This is a genomic window from Pseudonocardia sp. ICBG601, from assembly GCF_020496245.1.
Map to the genome: position 1 here is coordinate 1,872,467 of NZ_JAHLJA010000148.1, position 14,713 is coordinate 1,887,179.

The 14,713-nt window shown below is 74.0% G+C and carries 17 protein-coding genes and 2 tRNA genes; 12 read left to right on the forward strand and 7 right to left on the reverse strand.

Translation table 11 applies throughout. The features are described from left to right. The first annotated feature begins 62 nt into the window (after nt 1–62). A tRNA-Met gene (locus tag KPL57_RS38310) sits at nt 63–139 on the forward strand. A gap of 149 nt (nt 140–288) precedes the next feature. After that, a tRNA-Met gene (locus KPL57_RS38315) sits at nt 289–365 on the forward strand. A 43-nt stretch (nt 366–408) separates the two neighbouring features. Here KPL57_RS38315 and KPL57_RS38320 read toward each other — a convergent pair. Further along, nucleotides 409–987: a dihydrofolate reductase family protein gene (locus KPL57_RS38320; RefSeq protein WP_226355395.1), complete on the reverse strand. Its 579-nt coding sequence runs from the start codon at nt 985–987 to the stop codon at nt 409–411. A gap of 87 nt (nt 988–1,074) precedes the next feature. Between KPL57_RS38320 and KPL57_RS38325 the strand changes: the two genes are divergently transcribed. Further along, a complete protein-coding gene (locus KPL57_RS38325; protein ID WP_226355396.1) occupies nt 1,075–1,677 on the forward strand; it encodes a TetR/AcrR family transcriptional regulator in 603 nt (200 codons plus the stop codon). Here KPL57_RS38325 and KPL57_RS38330 read toward each other — a convergent pair. Beyond that, entirely contained in the window at nt 1,644–2,246 is a 603-nt protein-coding gene (locus KPL57_RS38330; RefSeq protein WP_226355397.1) for a class I SAM-dependent methyltransferase, read from the reverse strand. The genes KPL57_RS38325 and KPL57_RS38330 overlap by 34 nt on opposite strands. A 33-nt stretch (nt 2,247–2,279) precedes the next feature. Here KPL57_RS38330 and KPL57_RS38335 point away from each other — a divergent pair, with 33 nt between their 5' ends. Beyond that, nucleotides 2,280–2,504: an RNA-binding S4 domain-containing protein gene (locus KPL57_RS38335; protein WP_178374284.1), complete on the forward strand. Its 225-nt coding sequence runs from the start codon at nt 2,280–2,282 to the stop codon at nt 2,502–2,504. A 3-nt stretch (nt 2,505–2,507) separates the two neighbouring features. Here KPL57_RS38335 and KPL57_RS38340 read toward each other — a convergent pair whose 3' ends face one another. Both KPL57_RS38340 and KPL57_RS70640 read right to left on the reverse strand, forming a co-directional pair. Next, complete coding sequence (locus tag KPL57_RS38340) at nt 2,508–4,562, reverse strand: acyltransferase family protein (RefSeq protein WP_226355398.1); 2,055 nt, start codon at nt 4,560–4,562, stop codon at nt 2,508–2,510. Nucleotides 4,563–4,684: 122 nt separating this feature from the next. Continuing rightward, nucleotides 4,685–5,521 carry a transglycosylase SLT domain-containing protein gene (locus KPL57_RS70640; protein WP_226355399.1) on the reverse strand — a complete coding sequence of 279 codons (837 nt, stop codon included), beginning with the start codon at nt 5,519–5,521 and terminating at the stop codon, nt 4,685–4,687. A gap of 440 nt (nt 5,522–5,961) precedes the next feature. On the opposite strand from KPL57_RS70640, the gene soxR reads away from it, so the two are divergent. Further along, nucleotides 5,962–6,432, forward strand: coding sequence for a redox-sensitive transcriptional activator SoxR (gene soxR, locus KPL57_RS38350; protein WP_178374282.1), 471 nt, complete (start codon nt 5,962–5,964; stop codon nt 6,430–6,432). A 53-nt stretch (nt 6,433–6,485) separates the two neighbouring features. Next, nucleotides 6,486–7,250 (forward strand): tyrosine-protein phosphatase, encoded by a 765-nt coding sequence (locus tag KPL57_RS38355; protein ID WP_226355400.1) that lies wholly within the window; start codon nt 6,486–6,488, stop codon nt 7,248–7,250. 6 nt (nt 7,251–7,256) lie between these two features. On the opposite strand, the gene KPL57_RS38360 is transcribed toward KPL57_RS38355, so the two are convergent. Both KPL57_RS38360 and KPL57_RS38365 read right to left on the reverse strand, forming a co-directional pair. After that, nucleotides 7,257–7,649, reverse strand: a complete 393-nt coding sequence (locus KPL57_RS38360) for a hypothetical protein (RefSeq protein WP_062400607.1) — start codon at nt 7,647–7,649, stop codon at nt 7,257–7,259. A gap of 7 nt (nt 7,650–7,656) precedes the next feature. After that, the gene (locus KPL57_RS38365; RefSeq protein WP_020621780.1) at nt 7,657–7,899 is read right to left on the reverse strand and encodes a hypothetical protein; all 243 of its coding nucleotides are present in this window, start codon (nt 7,897–7,899) and stop codon (nt 7,657–7,659) included. Nucleotides 7,900–8,025: 126 nt separating this feature from the next. Between KPL57_RS38365 and KPL57_RS38370 the strand changes: the two genes are divergently transcribed. From KPL57_RS38370 to KPL57_RS38390, 5 genes are all read left to right on the forward strand, one after another. Continuing rightward, nucleotides 8,026–9,198, forward strand: coding sequence for an acyl-CoA dehydrogenase family protein (locus KPL57_RS38370; RefSeq protein WP_226355401.1), 1,173 nt, complete (start codon nt 8,026–8,028; stop codon nt 9,196–9,198). A gap of 13 nt (nt 9,199–9,211) precedes the next feature. Continuing rightward, nucleotides 9,212–10,240 carry an acyl-CoA dehydrogenase family protein gene (locus KPL57_RS38375; protein WP_226355402.1) on the forward strand — a complete coding sequence of 343 codons (1,029 nt, stop codon included), beginning with the start codon at nt 9,212–9,214 and terminating at the stop codon, nt 10,238–10,240. Between the two features lie 101 nt (nt 10,241–10,341). After that, the gene (locus KPL57_RS38380) at nt 10,342–10,851 is read left to right on the forward strand and encodes a helix-turn-helix transcriptional regulator (protein WP_020621783.1); all 510 of its coding nucleotides are present in this window, start codon (nt 10,342–10,344) and stop codon (nt 10,849–10,851) included. A gap of 32 nt (nt 10,852–10,883) precedes the next feature. After that, complete coding sequence (prfB, locus tag KPL57_RS38385) at nt 10,884–11,990, forward strand: peptide chain release factor 2 (protein WP_073578362.1); 1,107 nt, start codon at nt 10,884–10,886, stop codon at nt 11,988–11,990. Further along, a complete protein-coding gene (locus KPL57_RS38390) occupies nt 11,987–12,745 on the forward strand; it encodes a hypothetical protein (RefSeq protein ID WP_226355403.1) in 759 nt (252 codons plus the stop codon). Before prfB ends, KPL57_RS38390 begins: the two co-directional genes overlap by 4 nt. 156 nt (nt 12,746–12,901) lie before the next feature. Here KPL57_RS38390 and KPL57_RS38395 read toward each other — a convergent pair whose 3' ends face one another. After that, nucleotides 12,902–14,122, reverse strand: coding sequence for a multidrug effflux MFS transporter (locus KPL57_RS38395; RefSeq protein ID WP_226355404.1), 1,221 nt, complete (start codon nt 14,120–14,122; stop codon nt 12,902–12,904). A 65-nt stretch (nt 14,123–14,187) separates the two neighbouring features. On the opposite strand from KPL57_RS38395, the gene KPL57_RS38400 reads away from it, so the two are divergent. Then, a complete protein-coding gene (locus KPL57_RS38400) occupies nt 14,188–14,670 on the forward strand; it encodes a MarR family winged helix-turn-helix transcriptional regulator (protein WP_226355405.1) in 483 nt (160 codons plus the stop codon). Nucleotides 14,671–14,713 lie beyond the last annotated feature (43 nt).

The following is a 14,713-nucleotide window of genomic DNA, read 5'->3' on the forward strand; positions in this document are numbered from 1 at the left end:
GTCCGGCCCGGTGTGTAAGGTTGTGCCTACAACACAGACGGAATGCACGCGGTTCCGTTCGGCGCGGGGTGGAGCAGCTCGGTAGCTCGCTGGGCTCATAACCCAGAGGTCGCAGGTTCGAATCCTGCCCCCGCTACCACCCACGAAGGCCCCCAGGATCTCCTGGGGGCCTTCGTCTTTCGCCGGTTCCGGCCCGGTCGCCGGGAGCGACCCCCCTGGGAGGGTCGGTGAACGTCCGGTGTACGGTGGTGACACAACACAGACGGGATCGCACGCGGTTCCGTTCGGCGCGGGGTGGAGCAGCTCGGTAGCTCGCTGGGCTCATAACCCAGAGGTCGCAGGTTCGAATCCTGCCCCCGCTACCACTCACGAAGGCCCCCGGGGACACCCCCGGGGGCCTTCGTCCTGTCAGGGGGTCCGCGCGTACTCGGCGACGACCACGCCGGAGCGGTACGGGGTCGACCGCACCGGCTCCCACGACCGCGGGTGGTACCCGCCGCCGTCGTCGAACAGGGGTTTGCCGGCCCCGAGCACGACTGGGTTCACCTTGAGCACCAGCCGGTCGATCTCACCGGCCAGTGCGGCGGCGAGGCGCCCGCCCCCGCAGAGCCAGATGCCGGCGCCGTCGCGCTGCTTCAGCTCGCGGGCGAGCTCCACCGGGTCGCGCCCGGTCAGGGTGATCCCGGCGGGTACCGCGTCGGCGGGACGGCTGCGGGAGAAGACGTACTGCTCCAGGTGCGGGTACGGGTCGGCGGTGACCGCCAGGCCCGCGGCGTAGGTGTTCCAGCCCATCAGCACGGTGTCGAACCGGCTGTTGTCCGCGGTCAGCCCGAGCATCTCCAGCCCGGCGGCGGGGACCGTGTCGGTCCACTCCCGCAGGATCATGTCGATGTGGTCGCCGGTCTGCGGGAAGGCGTCGAAGGTGTCGTCGGGGGCCGCGATGCGGCCGTCGAGCGAGACCGCGACGTAGTAGACGAGCTCGCGCATGCGCGGACCTCCGGGTCGAGAGAACCACGACGGGTGTCGTAGTCACCGAAAGTACAACAGGCGTCGTGGTTCGTCTAGGGTGCCCGCATGGCACGCAACGACGACCGCAGGCAGCGGCTGGCCGACGCGGGGCTGGCCGTCCTGGCCCGCGAGGGCGCCCGGGGGCTGACCCACCGCGCGCTGGACCGGGAGGCCGGCGTCCCGACCGGCACGGCGTCGAACTACTTCCGGACCCGCGCCGAGCTCGTCCGTGCGCTGGCCGACCGGATCGGGCAGCGCCTGGCGCCGGACCCGGACACCGTCGCCGGGCTGCGTGCGGGGGAGGCGGGGCCCGCGATGTTCGCCGACCACATCCGCGACATCGTGCGCCGCCTCGCGACGGAGCGGGACGTGACGCTGGCGCTGTTCGAGCTCCGCCTGGAGGCCGCCCGGCGCCCGGAGGTCGCCGAGGTCATGGGGGAGTGGCTGCGCACCGGGTTCGCCGCCGACGTCGCCTACAACCGGGCCGCGGGGCTGCCCGGCGGGCCCGCGGAGATCGCGCTGTTCCACTACGCGGTCGACGGCCTGCTCCTGGACCGGCTGACCCTGTCCATCGACCCGGACACCCCGACCGACACCGTCGTCGACGCACTCGTCGACGGGCTGCTCCCGCCCGCTCAGGGCGCCGGTGCGATCTCCAGCACCCGGTAGCCGCGCTCGGAGGCCAGGCGGGTCGTCGGGAAGCCCTGCTCGTCGCTCAGCCACCGTTGCAGCGAGTCCGAGCCCAGGTTCTTGGCCACCACCAGGTACGCCCGCCCGTCCGGGAGGAGCCGCGGGAGCCAGCGCAGCAGCAGCTCGTGCAGCGCGGCCTTGCCGGAGCGGATCGGCGGGTTGGAGTAGATCCCGGCGAAGGTGACGTCGTCGGGGACCTCCTCGGGCCGGCAGGCGGTCACGTTGCCCAGCCCGGCCGCGTCGGCGTTCTCCCGGGTGAGGCCGAGCGCGCGCTCGTTGAGGTCCACCGCCCACACCGGCAGCCGGCGGCGCCGGCTGGCCAGGGTGAGCGCGATCGGGCCGTAGCCGCAGCCGACGTCGAGCAGCGGGCCGCGGACCGGCGGCATCGGTGCGGTGTCGAGCAGCACCTTCGTCCCGCGGTCGAGACGGCTGTGCGAGAAGACCCCGGTGTCGGTCACCAGCGACAGGTCCACGTCGGACGTGTGCAGGCGGACCGACCCGCGATGGCTCGCGACGGACGGCGTGGCGCTGAAGTAGTGGTCACCCACGCCGGGTGATGCTACGGCGGGGACACTGGGGACATGAGGACGCCACAGCCCCCGCAGGACGTGCCCATCCGTGAGGAGCCGATCCGGATCGGCCAGTTCCTGAAGCTCGCCGGGCTCGCCGAGGACGGCGTGCACGCCCGCGAGATCCTCGAGGCGGGCGAGGTCACGGTCAACGGGGCACCGGAGCACCGCCGGGGCGCCCAGATCCGGCGCGGCGACGTCGTCTCCGTGGCCGGGCGGAGCGTCCGCCCGGCCTGAGGCTCACCAGCCGAGGTGGTCGAACGCCGTCGCGAGCGTCGGGGCGAGGGTCTCGGCGTAGGTCGCGGTCAGGTGGTTGTCGTCCATGTAGACGAGCACGTTGCCCACCTCGCTGCGGCAGACCGCCGGGTCGCAGATGCCGTCGGCCACGTCGGCGAACACCACGTTCGGCGGGACGCCCGGGACCGCCGACCACGGCGGGTACGGCTGGTACAGCGTGTGCCGGTCGACCTCGCAGTCCGGTGCGCCCCGGCCCTGCGTGGCGACGCAGTCGACCACGTTGAAGTCGAACCGCGGGTTGTCGCGGACCGCGACGACCGGGATCCCGGCCGCGTCGAGCCGCTGCCAGGCCTGCACGAACCCCTCGGGGGTCTGCTCGTGCAGCCCGGGCCGCACGTCGCGGCTGGCCAGGGTCAGGACCGCGTCGGGGTGCATCTCGACCAGCTGGTCGTGCACCGCGGCGTTCCAGTCGGTGCAGCCCTGGTCGTCGGCGACGGTCTCCGAGCGCACCGACATCGGGCAGGCCCCGCGGAACATGCCCACCATCGACCAGTTGCGCTGCTCGGCGATCACCGCGAGCGAGGCGGCGTACTGCTGGGCGTGCGAGTCGCCGACCACGGCGACCGTCCGCTCCGAGGTCTCCGGGTCCGGCGCGGGTACGGTGCAGACCTCGAGCTCCGCGCCGTGCTCGGAGGGCCCGCAGTCCCAGCTGGTGCCGTGGTAGCTCCAGTCGTCGGGCGCTTGCACCAGCGACGGGGTCAGCTCGGCGTCGGCCGGGTCGAGCGAGGCGAGGTCGAACTGCGGGGACAGCGCCACCGCGCCCGGGTGCGACGGCGAGCCCGCCAGCACCGGCGTCGACGCCCGCGCGGCGGCCAGCCCGTACCAGGAGCCCGCCGCGACGAGCACGGTCAGCGCGAGCACCCCGCCGGTGCGCAGCGCGCGGCGCACGTCGAGTGCGGCGACCCGCTGCTCGACGAACCGGTGGGTCAGCCAGGCCAGCACGAACGACACCGCGATCACGGCGGCACCCTGCTCGAGGTCCAGCCGGTCCTGCCCGGTGCGCACCAGCGTGAGCGTCAGGATCGGCCAGTGCCACAGGTACAGCGGGAACGAGATGTCGCCGATCGTGCGCAGCACCCGTCCCGACAGCAGGCGGTCGACGCCGAACCGGTGCCCGGACCGCCCGGCGACCAGCACCATCGCCGCTGCCAGCGTCGGCCAGAGCGCCGCCCAGCCGGGGAAAGCGCGGTCGACCTGGAGCAGGATCCCGCAGGAGACCAGCGCGGCCACGCCGCCCCAGCCGAGCACCGCGCGGGTGCCGGGGGTCAGCTCCGGCCGGTCCTCGATCCGGGAGATCCACAGCGCCAGCAGCCCGCCGAGCGCGAACTCCCAGACCCGCGTCGCGGAGTGGAAGTAGGCGAGCGGCTGGTTCACCAGCGTCAGGTACACCGAGTACGCGAACGAGGCCCCGCCGACGGCGAGCAGCGTGCCGGTGAGCCGTCGGTGCAGGTCGGCCCCGTCCCGCCGGGTCGCGATCGCGACACCGGCCACGACCAGCGGCGCGAGCAGGTAGAACTGGCCCTGGATGGACAGCGACCAGAAGTGCTGGACGATGCTCGCCGCGTTGTCACGGGCCGCGTAGTCGACCGAGTTGTGTGCCAGCTCCCAGTTCTGCAGGAACAGCAGCGACGCGACCGTCTCCCGGACGGTCGGCATCCACCGGTTCTCCGGCAGCAGCCAGAACCCGGCCACCACCCCGGCCGTGAGGACGACCGTGATCGCCGGCAGCAGCCGGGAGAACTGGCGCCGCCAGGTGGCGAGCACGTCGACCCCGCCCCGCGCCGCCGCCCGGTACAGGCCACCGGTGATGAGGAAGCCGGTGATCAGGAAGAACACGTCGACGCCGCCGGAGACCCGGCCGACCCAGACGTGGTAGACGACCACCAGCAGCACCGCCAGGGCGCGCAGGCCCTGCAGCTCCGGGCGGAACCGGGAACGCGTGGCGCCCCCGACCGTCGTTCCGGTGCGGGTGGCGGGTGCTCCACCGGGGGACGTCACGAGTGGCAGCTCCTCGTTCGGGCACGATCAGGTAAAGGGAAGTTTACGATTCGACCCCTACAACGACGACGGCGGCCACCGGGTTCCCCCGGTGACCGCCGCTCGTGGGGTCAGGGTCTCGCTCAGTATCCGATGTATCCGCCGTGGCTGCCGACCCGGCCACCCGCGTCGAGGGTGTCGATGCCGTAGCGGTCGATCATGTAGCGGACGCCCGCGGTGATGTTCGCGATCGGGTCGGTGATCGCCCGGTCCGCGAAGTCCGGGTGCACGTAGGCCGCGAACGTCGAGGGGATGACCTGCATGAGGCCCTCGGACGGGTTGCCGGCCGCGGCGTTGGAGTCCCAGTTGTTGATGGCGTGCGGGTTCCCGTTGGACTCCTTGAGGATGATCCGCTTGAGCCCGGTCGCGTAGGACTGGGACAGCCCCATGTGGTCCAGGGCCTCGGCGATCCAGCCGTCCAGCCCGCCCTGGGCGACGATCGCGTCGATCCGGGCCTTCTCGGCCTGGCGCGCCTGCTCGGCCGCGGCGGCCTTGGCGTGCTCGGCGGCGATCTTCGTCGCGATCTCGTGCGCCTTGCCCATGGACGCGAGGTCGGCGTCCTGGGCGGGGGCGGCGGCCTGCAGCGCGCCCGACGCGGCGGACGGCTGGGCGAAGGAGACCGGGCTGAAGAAGCCGGAGGTCGAGCCGTCCGTGGCCTTCGTGGCCGAGGGGATGTTCGCGGAGTACGCGGCCAGCGTCGTGGCGGCGGTGGTGCCGCCCTCCTCGGCGTCGGCCTGCGTCGAGGTCCCGTCCAGAGTGGTCGGGACGATCGCGGCGAACGCACCGGAGGCGAGCACGCCGAACGCGGCGCCGGTGGCGGCCGTGCGGGTGCCCGCACGACGCGCGGCGTGCGCGGGGCCGCCGTTCCGCGGGGAACGGAGGGACGGTGCAGCGGCCGTCGCTGCGGGTGTGGTCGCCACGGGTCGGGGGAACCCGTGGTGGCCACCGGGGGAGCGGTGTCCGGGCAAGGAAACGCCTTTCAGATCACGGACGGCGCCGCGCACGAGCGGCCGGGTCGGGGGTCCCGGGTGAGCCGGTCGGGGAGTCCGGCTCCAGCCCGCTCGTGATCGGGCCGTGATGACTGGGGATGACCGTAGAGGGCCCCGCCGCGGGGGTCCAGCCCCGGGGTCGTCGGTCGCCGCGCGACAGACACCGTTCACCGGTTCCGTGATCTTGAGGGCGTGTGGGACGCAACCCGGTGGACGGTGCGCCTCGGCCGACGGACGGCGGTCCCCGCAGGTGGCGGGCTCACGACGAACGGCGCAATACTGGAGTCGGCTCGAGGTTTGTACGGGCCGTCCCGATGCGCGGAACGGCGTGTGGGGGCGGCCTCGGCGGGGTAACGGGACGGGGGACGGGGATGGACACGGGCGACCTGTTGACCATCGGGGAGATCGTCGAGCGCAGCGGGTTCCCGCACTCGGCGTTGCGCTACTACGAGCGCGAGGGGCTGATCTCCGCGACCCGGACCTCGGGCAACCAGCGCCGCTACCGGCGCAGCGTGCTGCGCCGGCTCGCCTTCGTCCGGGCGGCCCGGTCCATCGGGATCGGGCTGGAGGAGGTCCGCGCCGCCCTCGACGCGCTGCCCGCGGACCGCACGCCGACCCGGTCGGACTGGGCGCGGCTGTCGCGGTCCTGGCGCGGCAGGCTCGACGAGCAGATCGACGCGCTGACCGCCCTGCGCGACGGTCTCGACGGCTGCATCGGCTGCGGCTGCCTGTCGATGACGACCTGCCGGCTGGTCAACCCCGGCGACGCCGCCGCCGCGTACGGCGACGGTGCCCGGGTGCTGCCCGCCGCGCTGCGCCGCCCGCCGGTGCACGGCCGGTGAACCCTGCGTCGCGACCGCTGCCGTGGCGCCCCGGGCTGCCTAACCTGGGGGTCGTGACCGATCTCGTACCGGACCGCTGGTTGACCGTCGACGGCCTCGCCAACGCCCGTGACGTCGGCGGCCTCCCGCTCGACGGCGGGGGCCGCGTCCGCACCGGCGTCCTGCTGCGCACCGAGTCCCTGGAGGGGCTGGTCCCGGCCGCCGTCGCGTACCTCACCGACGAGCTGGGCGTCGCGCAGGTGCTGGACCTGCGCACCGACCACGAACGCACGACCTACGGCCTCGGTGCGCTCGCCGACGCCGGGGTGCCGGTGCACCGGCTCAGCTTCATCCCCGAGACCGGGATCGCGCTGCCCGAGATCGAGGACACCCACGCGGCGGTCGATCCGATGCTCGGCCACTACCTCGCCTACCTGGAGGGCCGCGGCGAGTACGTCGTCGACGGGGTCCGCCGGATCGCGGCCCTGGACTCCGGCACGACCGTCGTGCACTGCGCCGCGGGCAAGGACCGGACCGGGGTGCTCGTCGCGCTGGTGTGCGCCGCGGTCGGGGTGCCGCGGGAGGAGATCACCGCCGACTACGCGCTGTCCGCGACCCGGATCGACGCCCTGTTCCGGAAGTGGACGACCGCCTCCGGTGAGCCGATGCCGCCCGCCGAGGAGATCGACCGGCACCGCCCGCGGGCCGAGGTCATGGCCGAGTTCCTGCGGCTGCTCGACGAGCGCCACGGCGGCCCGGTCGGCTGGCTGCGCGAGAACGGCCTCACCGACGACGAGCTGGCGCGCCTCCGGACCCGGCTGCGCGACGGGAGCGCCTGAGCACGCTCAGGGCAGCTCCTCGATCGGCACCATCGGGTCGAGCTTGCGCAGCGACCCCGGGTCCCCGGTGACCGCGGGCCAGCCCCGTCGCCGGGCGGCGGTGACGACCTGGCCGGTCACGATGTCGTCGAGCCCCTGGGAGGCCAGCAGCAGCCCGGCCTCCTGGGCGCTCTCCGGGGACAGCTCGTGGATCACGGTGTTCGGCAGGCCCAGCAGGACCTGCAGTGCGGCGTGGTGCTCGGCGTCGACCATCGACCAGGCGCGGCCGAGGGCGGCGCTGGGCACCGCGAGCACGATGTTCTCCTCCACCGCGGCCCAGACCAGGGCACGCATGTAGACGGGGCGACCGGTCGCGAAGGCCGCCAGAGCCGAGGAGTCGAGTACGCGTCCGCCGATCATCGCGGGCTCAGCCGACGGCCACGGGCGGGACCGGGCGCAGCGAACGGCGCGCGGCATCCAGCTCGTCGGCCGGCGGGGGACCGCCGTAGAGGTCGGCCAGGGTGGCCAGGGAACGGTCCCGGTCCTGCCGTGCCTGCACGGCCTCCGCCACGTAGGCGGACAGGCTCGCCGCCGATCCGCGGGACACCGCGTCCCTCGCCTCGGCCACCAGCTCCGCCGGCAGCGTGACCGTCACCCGCTCGCTGCGCATACCGAAAGGCTACTCCCTGCATACCGCCCGGGCCACGGACACGCCGCGGACAGCAGGTTACCGGCGGGTATGGAAGGCTCCGGGGCGGGACAGTGCCGACCTCACACGAAGAACGGGTGCTCATCCATGGACCTCACCTTCACCCCGGCCGAGGAGGAGTTCCGCACGGAACTGCGCTCCTGGCTCGGCGCCCACATCCCGCAGGAGTGGACCCGCCCCGGGTTCTGGGAGTCCCTGGAGGACTCCGAGAGCTTCCGGCTGCGGCGCGATTGGGAGCGGGACAAGGCCGACGCCGGGTTCGCCGGCATTCAGTGGCCCGTCGAGTACGGCGGCCGCGGCGGTACGCCCGGCATGAAGGCCATCTACGACGAGGAGACCGTCCGCGCCCAGGCGCCGCGCACGGTCAACCCGCTCGGGCTGACCTTCCTCGCGCCGACGGTCATGGCGATCGGCACCGACGCGCAGAAGAAGGAGATCATCGGCCCGCTGCTGCGCAACGAGGTCGTGTGGTGCCAGGGCTTCTCCGAGCCCGGCGCCGGCTCCGACCTCGCGGCGCTGTCCACCAAGGGCGTCCGCGACGGTGACGACTTCGTCGTCAACGGCCAGAAGGTCTGGACCACCAACGCCGTGCACGGCGACAAGATCTTCACCCTGGTCCGCACCGAGGCCGGGTCGGAGAAGCACCGCGGCATCTCGATGCTGCTCATCGACATGGACCAGCCCGGCGTCACCGCGCGCCCGCTGCGCCAGATGAGCGGGGCCAGCGAGTTCGGCGAGGTCTTCTTCGACGACGCCCGCGTCCCGGCCGTCGACTGCCTCGGCGAGATCGGTGACGGCTGGCGCACCGCGATGCTGCTGCTCTCGTTCGAGCGCGGCGCGTCCGGCATCTCCCAGTACACCGAGTTCCGTCGTCAGTACGACGAGATCGCCGCCGTCGCCCGGAGGCTCGGCCGCGACACCGACCCGGTGATCCGCGACGACCTGGCCCGCGTCCTGGTCGAGCTGGAGTGCCTGAGGCTGCACTCGATGCACGTGCTCACCCAGGTCGAGCAGGGCCGCGACCTCGGCTTCGAGGCGTCGATGACCAAGCTGCAGTGGTCCGAGGCGTTCCAGGACCTGTGGGAGGTCTACGACCGGATCCTCGGCGAGGACGCCACGCTCGACGCACTGCCCGACGGCACCGACCTGCGCCCGCTGCACGCCCAGGCCATGTGGTCGCGCTCGGTCACCATCTGGGGCGGCTCGTCGCAGGTGCAGCGCAACGTCACCGCCGAGCGCGTGCTCGGCCTGCCGCGGTAAGGGGAGCGGACACATGTTCTTCGCACTCACCCAGGACCAGCAGGAGTTCGGCACCGCGGTGCGCGACTACCTGGCCGAGCGCTTCGACCTCGCCGCCGTGCGGACGGTCGTCGAGAACCCGTCCGACGACGGCAACCCGGCGTCGCTGTGGCGCGCCGCCGGCGAGCAGGGGTGGACCGCGGTCACCGTCGACGAGGACCACGACGGCCTCGGCCTCGGCCTGGTCGAGGCCCAGGTGATCGCCCGCGCGCTCGGGGCGGGCGTCGCCCCCGGCCCGTGGCGCGGCACCGTGCTCGCCGCCGACGCGATCCGGCTCGCCGGCTCCGACGAGCAGAAGGCGGCCTGGCTGCCGAAGCTCGCCGCGGGCGAGGTGGTCGGCGCGTTCACCACCCGGGGCAGCGCCGCGACCGGCCTGCCGGTGGTGGAGTACGGCGCCGTCGCCGACGTCGTCGTCGCCCCGGCCGAGGACGGCCTGCCCGGGCTGGCGCTGGTCACCGGCGCCACGGCGTCGCCGGTCGGCAGCTACGACGGCACCACCCGGCTCGCGTCGCTGGGCGGCGGGACCGCCGAGGCGCTGCCCGGCACCACCGTCGAGCTGCAGAGGCAGCTGACCGACCGGGCGACCGTGCTGGTCGCCGCGGACCTGGTCGGCATCGCCCGCGAGGCGCTGACCCGCACCGTCGCCTACGACCGCGAGCGCACCCAGTTCGGGGTGCCCGTCGGGTCGTTCCAGGCGCTCAAGCACGCGCTGGCCGACCTGCACGTCGGGGTCACGATGGCCGAGCACGCGGCGCTCTACGCCGCGCACGCGGTGGACACCGGGCTCGACGGTGCCGAGCTCGCCGTCGCCGTCGCCAAGGCCAAGAGCAGCGACGTGGCGCTCCAGGCGACCGCGGCGATGATCCAGTTCCACGGCGGCATCGGCTACACCTGGGAGCACGAGGCGCACTTCTTCTACAAGCGCGCCAAGCGGCTCGCCGGCCAGTACGGCGACGTCGCCGTCTCCCGCGAGCGGATCGCCTCCCTGACCATCGGGGCCTGACCCGTCCGTGGGCCGCGTGAGGCCACAGTGCACCCCGTCTGCTCAGGGCGGATGTGCGCTGTGGACTCGCGCGCCCGGCGCGGACGTGGGACCGTCGGACGATGGCACCCGTCACACCGGTCAACGCCACCGCCGCCGCCCTCCTCGGTCTGCTCCACGGCGGGCCGATGACCGGCGGGCAGCTGGTGGCGGCGGCCGGTGAGCGGTTCGGCCTGTTCTTCTCCGTCACCCGCAGCCAGGTCTACCGCGAGCTGCCCGCGCTGACCGAGGAGGCGCTGCTGCGCCTGGGCAAGCAGGGCCCGCGGGCCAGCCAGCAGTACGTGATCACCGCGGCCGGCAAGCGGTCGTTCAAGCACTGGCTCGCCACCGGCGGCGACGCCGACGCCGTCCGCAGCCCGCTGGTGCTGCGGCTGCTGCACGCGGGGACGCTGACGGTCAAGCAGCGCACCGAGCTCGTCGCGGCCGCCCGTGAGGCCTACGCCGAGCGGCTCGCGGTGGCCCGCGCCGCCGCCCGTGCGACCGACGACCCCTACGGCCGTCCGGTCGCGGACTTCGCCGTCGCCCACACCCGGGCGATGATCAAGCTGATCGACGCGATCCCCCAGGACTGAACCGGGGCCCACCCCGCGTACCCTCGACGGTTGTGAACTCCGACGTCCAGGCCGACCTGAAGGACCTCGACACCACCCTGTCCAGCATCGAGGCCGTCGCCGACGTGCCCCGGCTGCGCCAGGAGATCGAGGAACTGTCCGAGCAGGCGGGCCGGCCGGACCTCTGGGACGACGTCGACGCCGCCCAGCAGATCACCAGCCGGCTGGCCTACGCCCAGGGCGACCTGCGCCGGCTCGACGACCTGCGCCGCCGCCTCGACGACGTGCCGGTGCTCTACGAGCTCGCCGAGGACGAGGGCGACGAGTCCGCCGTCGCGGACGCCGACGCCGAGCGCGCGAAGCTCCGCAGCGAGATCTCCTCGCTGGAGGTCCGCACCCTGCTCTCGGGCGAGTACGACGAGCGCGAGGCCCTGGTGACCATCCGGTCCGAGGCCGGGGGCATCGACGCCGCCGACTTCGCCGAGATGCTGCTGCGCATGTACCTGCGCTGGGCCGAACGCCACGGCTACGGCACCGACGTCTACGAGACGTCCTACGCCGAGGAGGCCGGCATCAAGTCGGCCACCTTCGCCGTCCACGCGCCGTACGCGTTCGGGACGCTGTCGGTCGAGGCCGGCACCCACCGCCTGGTGCGGATCTCGCCGTTCGACAACCAGGGGCGGCGCCAGACGTCGTTCGCCGGTGTCGAGGTGGCCCCGGTCGTCGAGACCTCCGACCACATCGAGATCGACGAGAAGGACCTGCGGGTCGACGTGTTCCGCGCGTCCGGGCCCGGCGGTCAGGGCGTCAACACCACCGACTCGGCGGTCCGGCTGACCCACATCCCGTCCGGGATCGTCGTCGCCTGCCAGAACGAGCGCTCCCAGCTGCAGAACAAGGCGTCGGCGATGGCCGTGCTGCAGGCGAAGCTGCTGGAGCGGCGCCGGCAGGAGGAGCGCGAGCTGCGCGACTCGTTCAAGGAGGCCGGGTCCTCCTGGGGCAACCAGATGCGCAACTACGTGCTGCACCCGTACCAGCTGGTGAAGGACCTGCGCACCGAGCACGAGGAGGGCAACCCCTCGCAGGTGCTCGACGGCCAGATCGACGAGTTCATCGAGGCCGGCATCCGCTGGCGCAAGCAGACCGAATCGGCCTCGTGAGCCGGGGTCGCCGGGCGTCCGCGGTCTGCGGCGCCCTCCTCGTCCTCGCCCTGGCCGGATGCACGACGGGGTCCCCGGAGCCGTCCGCCGACGGGGCGCCGCCCGCGTCCGCCACGCCGTCGGCGCAGGACACCGTGGCCGCCGCGGGCACCGCGCTGGCCGACGCCGGGTCGGCGCGGGTCGACGTCGAGCTGGACTCGGTCACCGGCCCGGTGCGCGCCTCCGGCCCCGCCCGCTTCACCCCGTTCGCCGCGGACCTCACCGTCGCCCTCGGCACCCGTGGTGCCCAGGTCAGGGTGCTCGACGACCGCGCCTGGGTCCGGTTCGGCGGCAGCGACCGCTGGCAGCCGCTGTCCACGGGGCTCCTCCCGGTCGGCGCGGTCGGCGGGATGCTGCACGCCGCGCCCGGGCTGCGCGACGTCGTCGCCGCGCCGGGGACCACGGACGTCGACGGCGTCGCCGCGACGACGTACACCGGGTCGGTGGACCTCGCCGCCGCACGGGCCGGCGCCCCGGACCCCGCGGTCGGGACCCGGCTCGACGAGCTCGCCGGGCTGGTCTCGCCGACCCCGCGGTTCACCGCCTGGCTCGGTGCCCCCGACGCCGCCCCCGCCGACCGCGGACGGCTGCTCCGGCTGCGCCTGGAACCGCAGGCCCCGGCCACCGGGACGCAGGACGCCGGCGCCGCGGTCCCGGGCGCGGTGACCGTCTCCTTCAGCGAGCCCGGGCTGCCGGTGGAGATCACCGCCCCCTGACGACGGGCCCCGCGTCCCGTCGCCCGCGCGCCTCGCCCCGGGTCGGCGCGGTGCACCGAGATGCAGCTCAGCGGGCCGTGGAGATCGACAGTTCCCGCTGAGCTGCATCTCGGCGTCGCGGCGGCCGGGCCGACGAGTGCGCGGCGCGGGGCGGGCTCAGCGGGGCGTGGTCGCCCCGCGGGTCAGGGCGGCGAGCGACACGGCGGAGAGCGTGGCCGCGGTCAGCATGGTCACGGCCATGGCCGTCGCGCTCGACCCGACCAGCGGTGAGACCAGGGCGCCGAGGCCGAACTGGGTGGCCCCCAGCAGGGCCGAGCCCGTCCCGGCGCGGTCGCGGACCTCGCCGGTCGCCAGCGCCGCGCTGTTGCCCATCACGAACCCGAGCGTGGCCAGGGTCGCGAACAGCAGCACGAGCACCGGCCAACGGGCGGCGCCGAGCAGCACCACGACGAGCAGCGCCGCGCACAGCACGACCAGCCCCCCGACGGCGACGACGAGCTGGCGGCGCGGGGCGACCCGTGCGGCGAGCCGGCTGCTGACGATGTTGCCCAGCACCAGCCCGGCCGCGTTCGCCCCGAAGGCGAGGGCGTACTGCGTCGTGGAGAGGCCGAGGGTCTGCTGCAGCACGAACGGCGACCCGGAGATGTAGGCGAACATCATCGAGAACGACGTGGCGAAGGCCAGCACGTAGCCGACGTAGCGACGGCGGCGCAGGAGCGCCCCGACGTCGGAGAAGGTCCGTCGCACACCGCCGGAGGTACGGGCCGGGGCCGGCAGCGTCTCGTGCACCGCGAGCAGCGACGACACCAGCATGAGCAGCGCCAGCCCGGCGAGCGCCACGAAGATGCCCCGCCAGCCGACGACCCCGCCGAGCGAGCTGCCGATCACCGGTGCGACCACCGGTGCGATCCCGTTGATCGCCATCATCAGGGAGAACAGCTGCGCGGTCCGCGCGCCGGTGGTGCGGTCGGAGATCATCGCGCGGCTCAGCACCAGGCCGGCCGCCCCGCCGAACCCCTGCAGGAACCGGGCGACGACGAGCACCGCGACCGACGGCGCGACCGCGCTCGCCAGGCACGCGACGAACAGCAGGACCGTGCCGGCGAGGACCAGTCGTCGCCGCCCCCAGCTGTCCGAGAGCGGGCCGATCACCAGCTGCCCGGCCGCCAGCCCCACCAGGAACGCGGTCAGGGTCAGCTGCGCCGCCGACGCCGACGCCCCCAGCTCGGTCGCCACCGTCGGCAGCACCGGCAGGTACATGTCGGTGGCCAGCGGCGCCACCGCCGTCAGCAGCGCGAGAACGCTGATCCACACGCCGTCCGGCACGGCGCGCCCCCGCGTCGTCCTCGGCGCGGCCTGCTCGGTCCCCACGGTCATGACGGTCCTCTCGCACGGCAATCAGCTATGAAACTATATATGGATTATCGAGTAGTATTGCGACTGTGACGAAGGTCGAGGAGCACGACGACGACTGGGCGGCGCTGGTCGAGGCGGTGCACGACCTGTCGCGCGTCCTGCGGGCGGCGGGGGAGCGCGCGGTCGGGCTGGACGCGATCACCGGGTCCGAGCACGAGGTCCTGCGGTGGGTCTCCGCGCGCCCCGGGCACCCCGTCTCGGCGGTGGCCCGCGGGCTCGGCCTGCAGGCCAGCAACGTCAGCACCACCGTCCGGTCGCTGGTCGAGCGGGACCTCGTGGAGCGCCGGACCGACCCGGCCGACGGCCGTCGCGCCCTGCTCCACCCCACCGCACGGGCCGCCCGGCACCGCGAGCTCCTCGACGCGGCCTGGACACGGCAGATCCGGCGTGCGCTCGGCGACCTGGACGGCACCGATGCCGTCGCGCTGCGTGCGGCGGCCCCCGTCCTGGACCGGCTCGCCGGTGCGCTCGACCCGTCGCGGGACCCGGTCGCCGCCGGACCGGTCTGACGGGCGTGTCGTCACGGCCCGTGTACTCCGGGCGGCGGTACCG

Excerpts from the sequence above, each read along its gene's own strand:
- KPL57_RS38335 (WP_178374284.1), top strand. The coding sequence starts at position 2,280 with ATGAGGACGCCACAGCCCCCGCAGGACGTGCCCATCCGTGAGGAGCCG.
- KPL57_RS38365 (WP_020621780.1), bottom strand. The coding sequence starts at position 7,899 with ATGCGCAGCGAGCGGGTGACGGTCACGCTGCCGGCGGAGCTGGTGGCC.
- KPL57_RS38370 (WP_226355401.1), top strand. The coding sequence starts at position 8,026 with ATGGACCTCACCTTCACCCCGGCCGAGGAGGAGTTCCGCACGGAACTG.
- KPL57_RS38325 (WP_226355396.1), top strand. The coding sequence starts at position 1,075 with ATGGCACGCAACGACGACCGCAGGCAGCGGCTGGCCGACGCGGGGCTG.
- KPL57_RS38395 (WP_226355404.1), bottom strand. The coding sequence starts at position 14,122 with ATGACCGTGGGGACCGAGCAGGCCGCGCCGAGGACGACGCGGGGGCGC.
- KPL57_RS38320 (WP_226355395.1), bottom strand. The coding sequence starts at position 987 with ATGCGCGAGCTCGTCTACTACGTCGCGGTCTCGCTCGACGGCCGCATC.
- KPL57_RS38375 (WP_226355402.1), top strand. The coding sequence starts at position 9,212 with ATGTTCTTCGCACTCACCCAGGACCAGCAGGAGTTCGGCACCGCGGTG.
- KPL57_RS38360 (WP_062400607.1), bottom strand. The coding sequence starts at position 7,649 with ATGATCGGCGGACGCGTACTCGACTCCTCGGCTCTGGCGGCCTTCGCG.
- soxR (WP_178374282.1), top strand. The coding sequence starts at position 5,962 with ATGGACACGGGCGACCTGTTGACCATCGGGGAGATCGTCGAGCGCAGC.
- KPL57_RS38380 (WP_020621783.1), top strand. The coding sequence starts at position 10,342 with ATGGCACCCGTCACACCGGTCAACGCCACCGCCGCCGCCCTCCTCGGT.